Genomic DNA, 15,675 nt, shown 5'->3' with positions numbered 1-15,675 from the left:
AAAGGGGCCTCCTGCCGTGATCCTTCCGGCCACAGCTGCCGCTCCACCCACACCGGCGGGACCTCGTGCCCGGCAGTGCCGCTCCCACACCGCGCCCGCGTACCGCTCGACTCCGTTCATCAGCCCCATCCCCTCCTCGCCGGCGATCTGGGTCGCCACCGCGACCGGGCGTACCCCGGGCGCGGTGAACAACTGCAGCCGGAACGTCCCGGCAGCCCCTCGGCGGTGAACACGGGCTCGTCCACGAAGAGCCGCCGCGGCGCCGCCAGGCGCGCAGCTCGTCCCGGCCATCGGAACGGGCATCGGGGCGCGGCGCCGGGGCGGGAGCCGGCTCGGCAGAGAGGTGGTCATCGCTCATCCCCCGATCATTCCCGACCCGGCCGGCCCGGGGCCCGGACCAGTCAGCCGGTCGAGCGCCCCCGGGCGGTCCCCTCGACCAGCGCCGGGCGCAGCTGCTTCGTACCGCGACCGGGCGCCGGGGACCGTCGCGGTACGGCCGAGGTTCGGCGACAGCGCGGGAGCGGGCGGGCACACGGGCTCGTCGGTCATTCCCGGCCTGGCTGCCCGGGCCCGCCCGGCCCTGCTGGCCGCCGCCGGGCGGGCCGCTGCGGTCCAGGCCGGTGCGCCGGCTGCCGTAGTGGTGCTGGGGCTGCTGCCGGTGAAGGACTTGACCAGACCGCGGGGAGAAGGGCTGTTCACGCCGTCGTCCGGCTCGAACGCGGTGACGACAACGGCGACTCCGCAAGCGCTTCGCAGACGGCGATGGTGCCGCTCGGCCTCCTCGGCGTCCGCCAGGGGCCCGGTCTTCGTCCACCCGGTCTCACGGGCAGGCCCTGCGGCCTGGTCGTCCAGTACACACACGGCACCGCCAGCAGCCGGCGCACCGCGAGCAGTCCGCCGGCGAACTCCTTGACGGTCAGCCCCAGATACGACAACTCGCCCGCGTAGTGGGCCAGCGCGTCCGTGCCGTCGGCCTCGAACCTCCAGTGCAGGAGGCCGCCTGCTGCTGCATGGCGCGCGCGGGGACGCGCAGCGCCGCCTCCATCGACCCCAGCCAGCTGTTGCAGCTGCGGCACACCGCGCCGCGCACGTGCCCCGTGACCGCGTCGTGGTCGACGGCGGCCGTCGGGCGGCACCGGCACAGCCGGCACTGCGGGTGACGGTCGCGGTAGGCGGCCCGCTGGCTATGGGACATCCGCGCGTACAGGAGCGGCGGAGTACGGCGGGCCTCCCACCGGGCGCGCGGCACCACCGGCACCGGCACGATCCGGGCGCCGCGCGATACCGGTGCCGGCGGCGCTCCCGGGCTCCCGGTACCACGCCGCCCACCAGGTCCGTCACCGGCAGGGGACGCAGCAGCGGAAGGCGCCGGACCGGGCGCGGAGGCGGGCGTCGTCTCCTGCTCCGGCACGGCTGCCGGGGCACCACGGGCCGGTCTCACCCCTCGCGCCCACCCCCGCAGCACGGCCAGGCGCTCCCGGAGCCCGTCCGCCGGCCACGTCGAACCGTTCACCGGCTCAGTCGTCGCAGCACATCGGGCAGAGCGTCAGCACACACGTCCACGGGATGCTTGCCGCACCCGACGCACAGCCACTCCCGGCAGTTGCGGCAGGCGTCGCTGTCCTCGTGTACCAACGCGCAGCGGCCCACGCACGAGTCCTTGGGCACACGGTCGGCAGGCACGTTGGAGTAGCAGCCGGGGCAGAGCCAAGCGGCACGGTGCGCCACCGGGCCGCTCTCCGGCGCGGTGACAACGGAAGCATTCGAAGAGATCGTCATGCGGTGCAGCCTCTGGCCAGCGGCCTGTGGACACGGGCCGACGGGCGGGCGGCGGGCGGTTGAGGGCGAGCAGGACCCGGTGGCCGGCAGGTCCTCGGCGAGACCGGCGCGGCACCCCCGGGCCGGATCGTCACGGACGTACGGAACAGCGGGCGGACAACACCGGCGGGGCAGGGCGCCGGCCAGCGCCAGGCGCAGCGTGTCCAGACCCCCGGCGACTGCTTGTCCGGGCGCGGGCGGCCGGCCCGGGCGGGCGGTGTCCGGGGCGGCGGCCAGGTGCTCGAGGGCACGGGGCGGTCGACCACATGCCGGTCACCTCGTCGGCGAGCAGCAGGTGCTCGGTGTGCTCGCTCAGCGCCTTCACCCAGCCGGCCAGTTGCAGGACGCGTGCGGCGCGGACGGGCAGCGACACCGGCAACTCCAACACGTGGTCCTTCGGCACCGGCCAGGCACACCGTGGCCGGGCGAGCGGAGACCGGAGGACGGCCGGCGGGCGGGCCCGGCCGGTCAGTTCGTCGTTGCCGGAGCGTGAGCGAGGTCCACCTCGCCGGCTTCGACCAGGGCACGGCGCAGCTGCGCGGCCTCGGCCGGGCGGTCGGGCGCCGGCAATGCCTCGGCGGCCTGCAGCAGGGCGCGGGCGTGATGGCGGACGTCGCTGTCCTGCGCGCCATCCGGGGCGGGGCGGGTGAGCAGGTGCACGGCCAGGAGGAGGGCGTCGGGCTCACGGGGGTGCGCGGCGGCGCGTTCGGCGATTCGGCCGGCGTCCGTCTGGGCCGGGGTGTGGGCGGCGCTGCGCCGGGCCAGGGGCAGCCAGACCTCGTCCGGCAGCGACGCGGCGAAGTCGCCGGCGCCCGCGAGCGCCCCGGGCGGCAGGCCGGCCTCCAGAGCGGCGGTCCACCAGATCTGCTCGGTGTCCACCGAGGTCCGGTCGAGCGGGCGCAGGGAGGTGAACAGGGCGAGGTACCCGAGGAAGCCGGAGGCGGCCTCGGCGCCGTCCGGACCGGTGGCCAACTCCCGCCAGGCGGCCGTGGGGTCGCCGAGCAGGCTGTCATGGCCGGTCAGGAGCGCGTGCACCACGCGGAAGGCGAGCGTCCCGGCGGGTTCTCCGCGCAGGGCGGCCAGGAGCTGGCGGCGGCCCAGGGCAGCGAGCAGCAGCGGATCGAGGCCGGGGCCGCGGCGGGCGTGCAGCCACGCGGCGGCCGGGGAGGGCCGGCCGGGGACGAGCGCATACAGGTCGGGGTGGGCGGCGGTGAAGGCGGTGGCGCGGCGGTGGAGGAGAGGCAGGTGCTTGCCGAGCACGCCGGCGACCGGCTCGTCGCCGCCGCGGGCCTGAAGGACGGCGGCGACCAGGTCCAGGACGTCGCCGGGCATCTGGCCGTCCCGGGGTGCCTGGGCGGCGGCGTAGTCCAGGAGGCAGTCCAGCGCACGCACCGCCGGGTGGGACTCCGGCAGGCCTGCGGGCAGTTGCTGTTCCTCTCCGGCCGTGCGGCCGGCGGCGGGCGTTGCCGGGCCGCCGGCAGACACCGACGGGGCCGGGGGCGGGGCGGCGGGCCGGGTGAGCGGCTCGACGAGGGCATGCAGCCGGTCCAGGGCGGCCGGGAGGTGACCGCCGAGGCCGTCCCCGGTGCGCCACACGAAGGCCAGCAGGCCGGACCACGCCCGGCCGGCGTGCTCGCCCGCGTCGGGGATGTGCGGGTCGGCGGGGGCGGGCAGGGTTCGGCTGAGCGTGAGAGCGGCGAGCACGGCTTCGGCCGGGCCGGCGGGGAAGGCCCCGGGACGGCGGACGGCGGTCGCGGCGGCGGCGAGGTAGAACGCGCCGAGCTCCGGCAGGACGAGGGCGGTGAGCAGGGCGGGGACGTCGGCGGTCCAGGCGGCCGGATCGGCGGCCACCAGGCGCTGCAGCACGATCGCGTAGCCGGCGGCGCCCGCGTCCGGGGCGCCGGCCAGGGCGGCCGCGGCCGCGAGCGTGCCGCCCGCGGCGGCCAGTTCCCGCAGGTCCTCCAGTTCGAGGGCGGTGCGATGACGCGAGAGGGGGCGGGCGGCACTGCGCGGGTCGGGCGGCCCGTCCGGCCGGGCCCGGTGCGACGGGTCGAGGCCGGCCAGCAGGGGCGCGGGCAGGACCGGTGACCAGGCCCCGGCCCGCTCGGCGCCGGCGGGCCGTACGCGCTCCACCTCGGCGGCCGCGGGCGCGCAGAGCGCCTGACGGGCCCGCCGGTGAAGGTCGGCGGTGCGCTCGGGCGGGCAGGTGGTGAGCACGAGGTCGACCAGGCGGGCGCCTTCCGGCGTCGGGTGGCCGGCCAGCAGCCGGACCGTGGCCTCGACCGCCAGGTCCCACCACTGCCCCGCCTCTTCGTCCCCGGCGCCGGGGTGCGGCGGGTGGGCGGCCAGGTGGGCGGCGAGCACCCGGTCGTGCACTCCTGTGTCCGCAGCCGCGATCCTCGGCCACGCCCGCAGACGGTCGGCCAGCGGCAGGCCGGCCGCGGCGTCCGCCGCGGCGAGGTCGAGAACCGCGCGGGCCAGCAGCGGGCCCATGTCCAGGACCGGGCCCAAAAAGAGCGTGGCGTCCAGGACGCGGACCTCGTCCAGGTCGACGAACTCCGACCAGGGCCGCCGGCCGGACGCTTCGATGTCGCGGCACAGCAGGCCCGCCAGCGCGCCGCGGACCGCCCGGGCCCACCGGAACGAGCCGCCACCGTCGCCGGCGTCGGGGTGGACGCTCACCACCAGCTCCCGCAGCAGGCCCGTGATGTCGTGCTCGGGCAGGCGGGCCGCCCACTGGCGCTCCAGGACGTCGGTCAGCTCGGGCAGCGGACGGCGCTCGGCGTGCGCGCGCCAGCGCTCGTCCCGCCAGGCCCGCCAGCCGGCGTGCCCGAGGTCGACGGCGTCCTTCAGCAGCTCCTCGGCGACCAGGACCCAGTCCCCGTCCCGTGCGGGCACCGGGAGGTGCCCGCCCAGCCGGCCACGAGCCGGCGCGGCACGTCCGCGTGCTCGGCCGGCCCCTCCGCCGGCCGAAGACAGCACGTGCGGGAGCAGCCGCGCACCCCGGCCGGGCGGAGGGCGCCGGCGTCGGCCGGCGCAGCAGCGCGCCGAGAACGCGGGCCCGGCCGGGCGAGCTCGGCGGCGTGGTCGGCCAGCCACAGCCCGGCGGCCTTGGGGGCGGTGGCGGCCAGTGCTCCAGGAACGGGGCCGCCGGCCAGGTACCGGCCCTCTCGTCGGTGAGCAGCAGGTGCGGCGCGTGCTCCTCAAGGGCCCCAGCCAGGCCGCGGCCGGGGCGGAGCCGAAGAAGAACGCGGTGGCGCGCGGGTCCGCCCAGCCGGCCAGCTCTCGCGCCTCCGCCCCGCCCGCTCCCTCAGGGCGGCCAACTCCAGGACGCGGGCGGCGCGGCCGTGCAGCGGCACCAGCAACTCCCGCGCCAGCAGCAGCACCTCCCGGTAGACAGAAGCCGCGCCGGCCCGATCGGCCTCGCCGCCGTGCAGCGTGCCCGACGTCCTCCCGTACACCTCGCCCCACCCGACAAGAGCCTGCTCGTGGTAGGCGCCGAGCGCCACGCCCATCAGCCGCTCGGCGATCCCCGCCGCCCTCGCCCGTGGAAGCCCCCCGGGCGCGTCAGCTGCCCGCGCAGCACCCCGCCGCCCGGCGTACCCGGCCGAGCGCGGCCTGCGGGCGGCGCGGCGGCGGACGGGCCGGGAAGAGTGTCCACTGCGGCGAGCAGGTCCTTCGCCGCGGACTTCAGGCCCACCGCGTCCGGGGCGCCCGGCAGGCTCAGCAGGGCGTCCGCCGCACCGCGCAGGCACGACTCCGCGACCTCCGCCGCCGCTCCAGCCCGGTACCGGCCAGGACCCGGCGGGCGTCCCGCAGCAGACCCAGCGCCCGCACGCCGGCAGCGCCCTGCGCCATCAGGGCGGCGGCCAGGACCTCGTCGACCACCGGCAGCTGTATGTCGGGCAGTTTCGCCGCCGGGCGGCGGCATCATGGTGCTCACCGGTGCACCGTAGAGGCCACCGGGCGCAGCGTGGGCGAGAACCGGCCGGTCCGCGGCCGTCCCTTGCCGTCCTGCCGTCTTGTCGTCCTGCCGTCAGCGTGCGGCGTGGCGGCGGTGTCCCCGCCGCGGGTGCGCAGGGTGGTGCCGGCCTCGGTGAGCAGGCGGTGGACGAATCCGTAACTGCGCCCGCAACTGTGCGCGAGGGTACGGACCGAGGCCCCCGCGGTGTACGCCTTCTTCAGCTCGGCCCCGAGCTTGAGCCGGGCCGGCCCGGTGACGTGGACGCGGCGCCCAGCATGCGGCTCCCTTCTCTCCCTCTCCTCGGTGTCCGGGCGGGACGGCTACTGATGGCGGGCGGCGGCGACGTCGCCGGCGTTGACCAGCGCCCTCCTCAAACCCCTGCCACGCCGGGGGCGTTCGGAGCGGGCAGAGCGGTCGTCGCGTCCAGCAGGGTACGGGCGTGCCCGCGTACGGCGGTGTCGGTCCACGTCCCGGGTGCGTGGGTGACCAGCAGTTCGGCGAGCAGCAGGGCGTCCTGGCTGCCGGGGTGGGCGGCGGCGCGTTCGGCGACGAGGTCGGCGTGGCTCAGGGCCGGGGTGCTCGGCGCTGGTACGCGTCAGCTCCAGCCACACCGGCTCGTCGACGGCCGTCTCGGCGAAACCGCGCCCGTCCCGGCCAGCGCGCCGGCGGGCAGGCCGGCGGCCAGCGCGGCACGCCACAGGTCCACAGCAGCCCGCGTCCGCGCCTGCTCGGCCGGCGGGAGCGGGCGCGCGGCGCCGGTCCGCGGCACACGGAGGGCGATCGCCTCCAGCAGGACTGAGACCGCGGCCGCCGATTCTCGTCACCGTCGGCGTCGACCAACTGCGTCCACCAGGCGGCGGTTCGACCCAGGAGGGATGGATCGGTCAGCAGCGCGGCCGCGGTGTGGCCCGCGGCGTCGCGCGCCAGTCCGCCGGCGCCGCGCAGCGCGCCGATCAGGTCGGCGCGGTCCAGGGCCGCGAGCAGCGGCGGGGCTGGGCGGTCCCGCAGCGCAGCCACGACCCGGCCGGCGAGGGCCCCTGCGCGGGGATCCGGTACCAGGGCGGTGCGGTGGACGGCGGTGAAGTCCGGGGCGTAGTCGTGCAGGGCGGGCAGCCGTACGCCGATCGCGTCGGCCACCGCGTCCTGGGCGGCGGCCGCGGGGATCGCACCGGCCACCGCCTGGAGCACCTCGGCCGGCATCTGTCCATCGGGCGCGCGCCTGGTGGAGGGGCGTACTCGAGCAGGCACCCCAGCGCCCGGACCCGCGGGTCCGACCCAGCAGTACCGGACCCCCGGGACTCCCGGACGCGGGGAGCGGTCCGCGGGAGCCCCCGGGGCCGGACCGACGGCCGCGGCGAGCCGCCGGCGGGAACGGGACCGTCTCCGGCCTCCTCTGCGTCGGCGGCGGGATCGGTGAGCTCGGCGGTCAGGCGTGCAGGTGGGCCAGGACGTCCTTCTCCTGGCCCGGGTCCAGGACGGCGTTCGGTGCGCCACATGGCGGTCAGCAGGGTCGGCCAGGGCCTGGTCGGCGAAGTCCAGCCCGGTGCCCCGGGTCCGCGGCCGTCTTCTGGGCGGCTGTGGCAGCCGGGGGCGTCGAGGGCGCGGCGCAGGTCGAGCGCCGCGGTGACGGCGCCGGTGAGCGTCTTGCCGGGGAAGGCGCCGGGGGCGGTCGGCGTGGCCGGCGGCCGCGGCGAGGTAGAACGCGCCGAGCTCCGGTGTCTTGAGGGCGTTCAGGATCGCGGGCACGTCGGCAGTCCAGGCGGCCGGGGCGTCGGCGACGAGGTGGTGCAGGACCATCGCGTAGCCGTCGTCGCCTGCGTCCGGTGCCGCGGCCAGCGCGGCGGCGGCCGCCGCCGGCCCGCGGGCTTCGGCCGCCTCGGCCAGATCTTCGGCGGTCAGGGCGGTGGTCGCCGTGACCGGCACCGGCGCGGGGACGGTGCGCGGATCCGCAGGGCCGGCAGGCTTCAACGGGCGCACCCGCTCCAGCACCGGCTCCCAGCCGGCCAGCACACGCGCGGGCAGCAGCGGCGACCAGTCCCACACCCGCAACCACGAGGCGAGCGGCTCCTTGGTGCCGTCCACCTGGCCGGCACCGGCGGGAAGGACCTGCTCCAGCTCGGCGGGCGCAGGAGGCCAGCCGAGCGCGGTGCGCACCCGCGTCTCCAACTCCCCGGCGCGCTTCGGCGGGCTTGTGCTGAACACGAGGTCGACGAGGCGGGCCGGCTCCGGGGCGGGCCGTGCGGCCACCAGACGCTCCGTGAGCTCGATGGCCCGCTCCCACCACTCGTTCACCACCTCGGCGGGCACCGGGGTCTGCCCGGCGGGCGCAGGTGCGGGCGGCCGGGCGGCGAGGTGAGCGGCCATCAGGCGGTCGTGCAGCGGGGCGTCGACGGCGGCCACCCGGCGCAACGCGCGCGTGCGCACCCCCAGGGCGATGCCGGCGTCCGCGTCGGCCTCAGCCAGGTCCAGGACGGTGCGCGCCAGCCGGGGGCCGCCGTACGCGGCCGTGTCGCCCGCGTGCACCCCGTCGAGGTCGCCGCGGAACACCAGCGGCCGGGCGGCGGCGGGCAGCAGCGCGACGTCGCGGGCGAGCAGGCCGGCCAGCACCGCCCGGATCATCGCGACGTCCCCGTGCGCGGGGCCGCTGGGGCCGGACGGGTAGGCCGTCAGCGCGACCTCGCGCAGCAGTTCCGCGGCGTCGTGGCCGGGCAGCCGTGCAGCCGTCTGCTCGGCGACCCGCTCCCGCATCTCCTCCTCGGCCGCCAGCGCGGCCGCCATCGCCGCTTGGGCGGCGGCCGGATCCCCGGCCGCCGCCAGATCCTCGGCCGCCTCCTCGGCGGCGGCCACCCGCTCGGCGACAGCGTGCAGGCTCAGGTGGCCGGCGTGCTCGTCCTCGACCGCACCGGCCAGCAGCCCCTCGGCCGCGATGATCCAATCCCGTGTCCGTTCCGCCCGCGGGACCGTACGGGCCCAGCGGGCCGCCAGGCACAGCGTCGCCCCCGCCGCCGGGCCCCCGCCGTCGCGCAACCCCGCGGTGTCGGCCAGGACGGCGCGCACCAGGGCGGCGCCGACGACGTCGCCGTGGCGCAGCGCGAGGCCCAGCAGCGCATCCAGAGCCGGGCGGCCGGCCGCCGCCACCTGCTGCGCCCGGCTGAGCGCCGGGTCCTGGCCGTCCGGTGCCGTCAGCCACGCCCGGACGCCGTCCGGGTCGGTGCCGGCGACGTCGTCGAGGAACGGGGCGGCCGGCCACCGCCCGCCGGCCGACCCGTCCGGCAGCAGCAGGTGCGGGGCGTGCTCGGCCAGGACGCCCCACCACACCGGTGCCGGGCCGGAACGGAAGAAGTACGCCTCGGCGCGCGGGTCCGCCCAGCGGGCGAGCTCGGCAGCCTCAGCCGCGCCCGGGTCCTTCAGCGCGGTGAGCTCAAGGACCCGGGCCGCGCGCTCGGCCAGCGGCACCAGCAGTTCCCGGGCCGCGTGCAGGAGTTCGGTGTACAGGAGGCGGGCATCGTCGGGGCCGGCGCTACGGCCGTGCAGGATGCCCGACGCCAGCCCGTAGACGACTCCCCACACGTCCAGCGCCTGCTCCTGGGCCGCGCCCAGCGTCACGCCCGTCAGCCGCTCGATGACGCCGCGGGCCCGGCCCCGGTGGTAGCCGCCCGGGCGCTCCAGCTCGCCGCGCACCACCTCCGCCGCCCACATCACCCGCTCCCACCGCGCCCCCGCCCCGCCCGGCACGCCCAGGGGATCACCGGAGCCGTCACCGGCGGCAACGGCACCGCCGGACGGCGTCTGCTGGACGGCGGCCCCCTCGGCCGTCTCCCCGATCGAGCCGGAACCCGCGGCAGGCGGCGTCCCGACGGCGTCCAGCGCCGCCACCAGGTCCTGCGCCGCGGCCTGCAGGCCCACCGACCGCGGGGCCCCGGGCAGACCGAGCAGCGCGTCCGCCGCGGACCGCACACACGCCGCGGCCACCTCCGCCGGCCGCGCGAACCCCGCCCCCGTCAACGCGCGCCGCGCATCGAGCAGCAGCCCCAACGCCCGCACGCCCGCATCACCCTGCGCCGCCAGCGCACCGGCCAGGACCTCGTCCACCTCCGCCGGCACTACCCCGGACAACTCCGCCCCACGCCCCGCGTCCCCGCCGACCGGCGGCATCTCGATACCCACCGCTGCACCGTAGAACCCCGGCCCCCGCGCCCGGAGCAGAACCCGACAACCCCCGGCACCCCACGGGCCCTCCCGCCCGGTGCCGCGACCGCACCCCCGGCCCTGGTCGGGCCCACGGGGAGCGGCGACGCCCGGCCGGCGTGGCGCCGCTCCCGGGCCCCGGAGACGCCGCTCCGCGCAGCGGTCGGCAGCCCGGCCGGAATAGGTAGGCTGCGAGTCGCCGGTACCCCAGGGCTGCTGCCCAGAGGCACCGCGAGGACGGCCTCACTCCTGGGACAACCCGGACAACTCGTCGCGTAGGTTCTCCAGATACCCCCACAACCCGTGGAGAACAGGGTTCGGCTCGCCTACCTCAGCTCGCCACCTCTCCAGCAGCCGGACTCTGATTTCTGCCAGCTCCTGGTCCGTAGTGCTGGCGGTGACCCCGGCTTCCTCGGCCGTCCAGGTGTCACCCATCTCGTAGACGTCCCAGACCGACAGCAGGTCCTCGGGCCCGAAGCATGACTCGGAGCAGCATGCCCCGAGCTCGGCATCTGCCCGGACGGCATCCTCGGTCGTCAGCTGGCCGACCATGTTGTGGCCGTCCCAGATGATGTCCGCGCCGTCGAGAACACGCTGGGCGAGGGGAGCAACCTCCAGCAGCAGTTCGTTGGCCGCTTGCATACTCAGCAACGGAACCTCCCACGACCGCACGATGCGATGGAAAGCCTTCGCCTCCACGCTCCGGCCATCGGGCGAGTCGTCATGGCACGCTGTGAGGACACCCTCTTCCAGGTTCAGGGTGAGGAACGCAGCTCGCGCTTCGGACTCTTCTTCCACCCAGCAGTACAGCTCCAATTCGTCGGTGACCGGCTGCACCGTCAACTTCTTCTCGGACATGGAAATCCCCTTACAGCAGGCGTGACAGGTCCTCCGCCCGATACGGAAGCCCGTGCTTGTCACCCCCGCTGACGCGGGCAGAGATCCGCGCTCACCTCCACCACAACCCCGGTGAGCGCCAGGGATCCGTCACTACTATGCCGGACTCGGCCACTCTCCACGGGGCACATGGCTACTCACCCGTGCGGCAGACCGGTATCGGGCCGAAACAGGCTCGAACCCACTTGGTACAAGCAGCAGTTGCGCGTCGAGCCAGCGTGTCCGCGCTGCCGGGGCGAGCGGCGGTACCGTCAGCGCACAGCTGGGCGTCGGCAAAGGCCAGCACCTGATCCTGCCCGGCCGGCGGCAGCGGGACCTCGGTGCGGTCGCACGGCGTGTGCAGGGCGGATCACCTCCAACTGCCGTGGAGGCGCGGCGGGATTGCCGACGGTTCAGGCCGGCACGGCCCACCAGGTAACGGGGCCGCCCATCAGGGCCAAGCCGGTGATCAGCACGGCCCGGTGTGGCCGGCCCCGTCGTACTCCCGGCTGGAAGCCACGACGGGACCGGTGATGCCCGGCTGCCCCGGGAGCCGGTGAAGGGCGGTCGGTGGTCGACGGTGAAGTCCGCGGGCGTAGCGGAGGAGGGCCGGCAGCGGACCATTGAGTCGGGCGTGACCGGCTGAAGACCTGTCCCCGGACCGCCGGGCGGGACGCAACGGCATCCTCTCGTTTCTCCCCTCTGAACTGGGGTGATGTGGGCGGTCGGGAAGGTACGCCGGTCCGGGCCGGTGTGGTCGGCGGGTCGCGCCGAGGGGCCGTGCGCTGCCACGATCGGCGGGCGCAGCCGGGGACACCGCCCCGGGCTCGCCGGAATGTCCCAACGCCCGTACGGAGGAACCCGCATGCCCGCCGACCCGCCCCTCCCGCTCCCGCCCGCCACCGGACCGGCCGCTCCGACCGCTGTGGCCGTGGGCGCCTCGTCCGGCCGCCTGGGCGCGGCCGAGGCCACCACGGTCATCTCCGCCATCGCCTCGGTGACCGTCCTCGCCGTCCTTCAGCGCCCGGTCCCCGCCGTGCTGGCCGCCCTCGCCGTGGCCGCGGGGCTGCTGCTCCTGCCCGGCTACGCCCTGCGCCTGCTCACCGCGCTCGCCGGCCCCCGCCCGTGACCCGGACCGCGCGCCGGGACGAGCCGGAGCCGGAGCCGGCCGAACTCGCCGTCCTGCGCGGCTGGCTGCGCGGGCGCAAGACCGCCGCCGCCGTGACGGCGGCCGCCGAGGGCCGGCGGGCGACGTATCCGTACCTCGCCGAGCGGGCGAGCGCGGCCGGCACCCGGTACGTGGTGAGCGCCTGCACCCTGCGCCAGGCCCTCGACGGACGCCTGCCCACCCTGCGTACGACGGTGGCCTTCGCGCGCGCCACCGGGGCCGACGAAGCGACCGCCCGCCGGCTCTGGGCGGCGGCGGACCGCGCCGTGAACCCTCCGCGCGCGCGGCCCGCCCCGCACGTCCCGGGGCGCTTCACCACCCGGGCCGGTCTCGCCAACGCCATGAACCGGATCCGCGACACCGCCCCCGACACCACGCTGCGCACCCTGGCCCGCCTCGCCGGGCCCGGGCTCTCCGCCAGCACCCTCTCCCGCCTCCTGGCCGGTAAGCAGTTCCCCACCGCCGTCCAGCTCACCGCGTTCGCCGCCGCCTGCCAGGTCGGCGACGAGGCGACCGCCGCGCTCCTGGCCGGACACCGGCGCGTCCTCAACGGCCCCCCGCCGCCGCCCTTCTACCCGTGTGCCGTCGTCGAGCATGCCGAGGAGCGGCGCCAGCGGGACGAAGCCGCCCGGCCCTGGCTCGCCGAGCCGGAACTCGACTGGTACGAGCAGCAGCGGCGCGACGAGGAGGAAGCCGCCTTCCGGTACTGGGTCACGGACGCCGAGGCCTTGCTCGACGAGCTCGGCGACGACGCCGAGCAGCACACCGGCCCCGGCCCCGCGGCCGCGGGCCCCCACGGCGGGCTGGAAGGGCTGCTCTCCGTCCGGTTCCGGGCGGCACCCGGGCCGTGACCGCCCGGGACCAGGACGGCAACCGGACCGGGCCCCACCGGCGGCCGGGCGAGACCGGCGGCGGCAGCCCGGCCACGGCGGCGGTGCGTGCGCTCCAGCCTCGGCGCCTTCAGGACCTGCCGGGTCCACACCCGCCGCACCTGCACCCGGCGCGGCCGGACAGCAGCCCGGCCCCCGGGGCCCCTCCCCCTGAGGCACCCCGGCGCCCGAAGGTGCGGGCGCCGGGGTGCCTCAGGCGGTGCGGGAGTGGAGCTGGATGACGGTGCGCTGGCCGGTCGCGCGTTCACCGAGGCGGTAGATGGGCGAGTTGGAGAGCTTGTCGACGAACTCCAGCCAGCCCTCCTCGACGAGCTGGCCGCGGACGCGGGAGAACAGGCTCGGTGTCCAGCCCAGCTCGTCCTCCGCCAGCTTGCGAGCCGTCACACGGACCGCGCCGCTCGGCTCCTTCGGCATGAGCGCGTACAGCTGCAGCACGAGGCGCTGGTTCGGGGTCAGGGCTTGCGAGCGGCGCAGGATCTGTCGCGCCAGCGCCTGCGAGTCGTTGGCGGTCATCACGACTGGTTCCCCCTTGCGGGTCCGTGGGCAAGACCTGGAATATCGGGCGGGTTGTAGGCCCGGATGGCTTCGCGCTGCTCGGCGGAGGTCCCCTGGCTGGCGAGGTAGGGGGTCACCTTGTAGAACTTCTGGCGGCCGAACTCGTCAGCGAAGAACAGCAGCCGGCGTTTGACGAGGGTGCGGATGATCCGGCCCAGGGCGTCGCCCGTCATCCCGTTACGCCGGGCGATGTAGGCGGTGGTCTTCATGACGGGCTGGTCGAATCCGGGAGCCGCGGCTACGAACCACTGCAGGATCCGGAACTCCCGGTCGGTCAGGCCGCCCTGCTTCCTGGGCACGGCGGCGAGGGCTTCGAGGCGGACGTTGTCGATGGTGCTGTAGGGGCCGATGTAGCCGAAACGGGTCTGCGGCTCGCCGCGGCCGTCGTGCCGTTGGTGCGCGGAGCGCGGCATCGGGAGTCTCCGAATCCCTCGACATGTCCTATGAGTACAGGCGTCACGATATCCCGTGCCGGATCCGTGAACTGACTGGACATGTACTTCCAGTACATGCATGCCGTTCCCGCGACCGGGATATCCGGACCGGGGAGTCTGAATGAACCGCTCCGCGAAACGGCATGATGCGGTCCACCGACCGGTACATCCGATCGCCCAACCGGTATCGGAACCTGCGAAACACCAGGTCAGACACAGTTCCGGCGTGGCTCTGTCTGTACGTATCCAGGAGCGCGCGCACCACCGGGTCCTACGTTCACAACATTCCCCGCGGCCATCGGCGCGTCGCCCCGCCCACCCGCACGACCGCCCCCGACGGACCCCTGACGCCGACCCCGGCCACAGCACGTGCAGGACCGCGGCGCCGCGCGTCCGCCCCGACGGGGAGGAGGCATCCCAGCCGTGCGGCCGGCCACGGCCTCACGGCGGCACCCCCCACCGGCACCGGCCACGCTTCCCTGTCGTCCCGTCACCGCCCGCACCACCCGCCCCCGGGACCGCTGCCGCCCCCCACGAGCCGCACCTTCGTACGCCGCCGCACGCGCGAAGCGAGCCCAGCCCCCCCCACCCCGTACCCCCCGGGCTCAACCACCGCCCAGACGCGCGAGGACGGCACGACGGGCTCTCCGCCGCCCGGCCGGCGACCGGGCCGGGAGCGGGAGCGGGAGCGGCGTCAGCGGCGGTGGCCCAGGGAGGGCAGCCCCGCCGAGGCCGTACGCACGCTCCGGCCCCGGCGGGCAGAACGGCGGGTCAGCGGCGGTGGCCCAGGGAGGGCAGCCCCGCCGAGGCCGTACGGACGCTCCGGCCCCGGCGGGCGGAACGGCGGGCCTTCAGGATCTGCCGGGCCCTCCCCCGCCACACCTGCGCCTGCCCGGTACGGCCGGCCGCGCGGTGCACCGCGGCGACATGCAGGGCCGCGGCCCGGGCCCGGCCGGCCAGCAGCTCGGCCACCGGGGACAGCGGACCCTCGACCCGCAGAGCACCCGGCGCTCCCCGCAGACACAGCACCAGAAACGAACCGGCGGCGTCGAGTTCACGTACGTACACCCGGGCCCGGGACGCGCCCACAGCGATCCGGGCGATCCCCTCCAGCTCCGGCCACGTACACGGCAGCACGACGTCCTCCAACACCACAAACGGCCCCGGCCGCCACGACGCCGCCCACAGCCCCCGGCCGGCCTCGCGCCCTACCCGCACACCGATCACCGGCCACACCTCACCCGCCAGCGCCGGATGCCCGATCTCCACGCCCACCACTCCCCCCGCCCACCTCGCCACCGACCCGCAGTATCCGCCGCCGGCCACCAACCCACCCCGCGAACGGCCAACACCCCCGGCCCGCGGGCCGTGATGCCGGACCCGCAACACCCCACCGGCACCCGGCCCCACGAAACCGGCCGTCAGACGCCGACGGCGGACGTCGACCGGACACAGCGCGACGGGCGACGCGGGTCACGGCGGCCGGCACCACGCCGAGCCCGGAGCGGACCGGGCGGACCGGGCGGACCGGGGCGGACAACGGCGGACAGCGACGCGGCGGGGTGGACAGCAACTCGGCGGGGGTGTTCAACCGTGTTCGGCGGAGTTCACCGAACACCACCGAACACCCGGGGCTCACGGCTTCCCGCGCAGGTCACACGAGGGACACCACAGTGCGCGCCGTGAGGTGCGGCCAGCACGCGGCCCTCCGGGGCACAGCCCAGCGCGCGGTGCAACCACCGAGCGGACGGAGGGCCGGCGGCCCCCCGCGCGGCGGCGAGC

General features: G+C 76.6%; 12 protein-coding genes and 2 pseudogenes. 2 read left to right on the top strand and 12 right to left on the bottom strand.

Annotated features, from left to right (window positions below; all coding sequences use genetic code 11):
• Positions 1–695 precede the first annotated feature (695 nt).
• The 9 genes and pseudogenes from PSQ21_RS37315 to PSQ21_RS37280 all read right to left on the bottom strand — a co-directional run bounded on the left by PSQ21_RS37315 (position 696) and on the right by PSQ21_RS37280 (position 10,828).
• Positions 696–1,076 (bottom strand): hypothetical protein, encoded by a 381-nt coding sequence (locus PSQ21_RS37315; protein ID WP_274036202.1) that lies wholly within the window; start codon positions 1,074–1,076, stop codon positions 696–698.
• Between the two features lie 14 nt (positions 1,077–1,090).
• A pseudogene (locus PSQ21_RS37940) lies at positions 1,091–1,195 on the bottom strand (hypothetical protein); the annotation flags it as partial.
• A 314-nt stretch (positions 1,196–1,509) separates the two neighbouring features.
• A complete protein-coding gene (locus PSQ21_RS37310) occupies positions 1,510–1,779 on the bottom strand; it encodes a hypothetical protein (protein ID WP_274036204.1) in 270 nt (89 codons plus the stop codon).
• Positions 1,780–2,286: 507 nt separating this feature from the next.
• Positions 2,287–4,716: a hypothetical protein gene (locus PSQ21_RS37305; protein ID WP_274036681.1), complete on the bottom strand. Its 2,430-nt coding sequence runs from the start codon at positions 4,714–4,716 to the stop codon at positions 2,287–2,289.
• A gap of 305 nt (positions 4,717–5,021) precedes the next feature.
• Positions 5,022–5,333: a hypothetical protein gene (locus PSQ21_RS37300; protein ID WP_274036680.1), complete on the bottom strand. Its 312-nt coding sequence runs from the start codon at positions 5,331–5,333 to the stop codon at positions 5,022–5,024.
• 208 nt (positions 5,334–5,541) lie between these two features.
• A complete protein-coding gene (locus PSQ21_RS37295) occupies positions 5,542–5,706 on the bottom strand; it encodes a hypothetical protein (RefSeq protein WP_274036679.1) in 165 nt (54 codons plus the stop codon).
• 168 nt (positions 5,707–5,874) lie between these two features.
• Positions 5,875–6,039: pseudogene (locus PSQ21_RS37290) on the bottom strand (helix-turn-helix domain-containing protein); the annotation flags it as partial.
• Between the two features lie 307 nt (positions 6,040–6,346).
• Entirely contained in the window at positions 6,347–9,949 is a 3,603-nt protein-coding gene (locus PSQ21_RS37285) for a hypothetical protein (RefSeq protein ID WP_274036678.1), read from the bottom strand.
• Between the two features lie 264 nt (positions 9,950–10,213).
• Complete coding sequence (locus PSQ21_RS37280; protein ID WP_274036677.1) at positions 10,214–10,828, bottom strand: hypothetical protein; 615 nt, start codon at positions 10,826–10,828, stop codon at positions 10,214–10,216.
• Positions 10,829–11,711: 883 nt separating this feature from the next.
• On the opposite strand from PSQ21_RS37280, the gene PSQ21_RS37275 reads away from it, so the two are divergent.
• A complete protein-coding gene (locus PSQ21_RS37275; protein WP_274036217.1) occupies positions 11,712–11,975 on the top strand; it encodes a hypothetical protein in 264 nt (87 codons plus the stop codon).
• Complete coding sequence (locus PSQ21_RS37270; protein WP_274036219.1) at positions 11,972–12,865, top strand: helix-turn-helix domain-containing protein; 894 nt, start codon at positions 11,972–11,974, stop codon at positions 12,863–12,865. Before PSQ21_RS37275 ends, PSQ21_RS37270 begins: the two co-directional genes overlap by 4 nt.
• 231 nt (positions 12,866–13,096) lie before the next feature.
• Here the strand turns inward: PSQ21_RS37270 and PSQ21_RS37265 are convergent, their stop codons facing one another.
• The 3 genes from PSQ21_RS37265 to PSQ21_RS37255 form a co-directional block, all read right to left on the bottom strand.
• Positions 13,097–13,417, bottom strand: coding sequence for a replication initiation protein, RepL2 (locus tag PSQ21_RS37265; RefSeq protein WP_274036676.1), 321 nt, complete (start codon positions 13,415–13,417; stop codon positions 13,097–13,099).
• A complete protein-coding gene (locus PSQ21_RS37260; RefSeq protein ID WP_274036675.1) occupies positions 13,417–13,872 on the bottom strand; it encodes a MarR family transcriptional regulator in 456 nt (151 codons plus the stop codon). The genes PSQ21_RS37265 and PSQ21_RS37260 overlap by 1 nt, the downstream gene beginning before the upstream one ends.
• A gap of 792 nt (positions 13,873–14,664) precedes the next feature.
• Positions 14,665–15,162, bottom strand: coding sequence for a hypothetical protein (locus tag PSQ21_RS37255; RefSeq protein ID WP_274036674.1), 498 nt, complete (start codon positions 15,160–15,162; stop codon positions 14,665–14,667).
• Positions 15,163–15,675 lie beyond the last annotated feature (513 nt).

It is taken from the genome of Streptomyces sp. MMBL 11-1 (assembly GCF_028622875.1).
Classification (GTDB): domain Bacteria; phylum Actinomycetota; class Actinomycetes; order Streptomycetales; family Streptomycetaceae; genus Streptomyces.
This window is presented reverse-complemented; position numbering and strand designations above follow the sequence as displayed.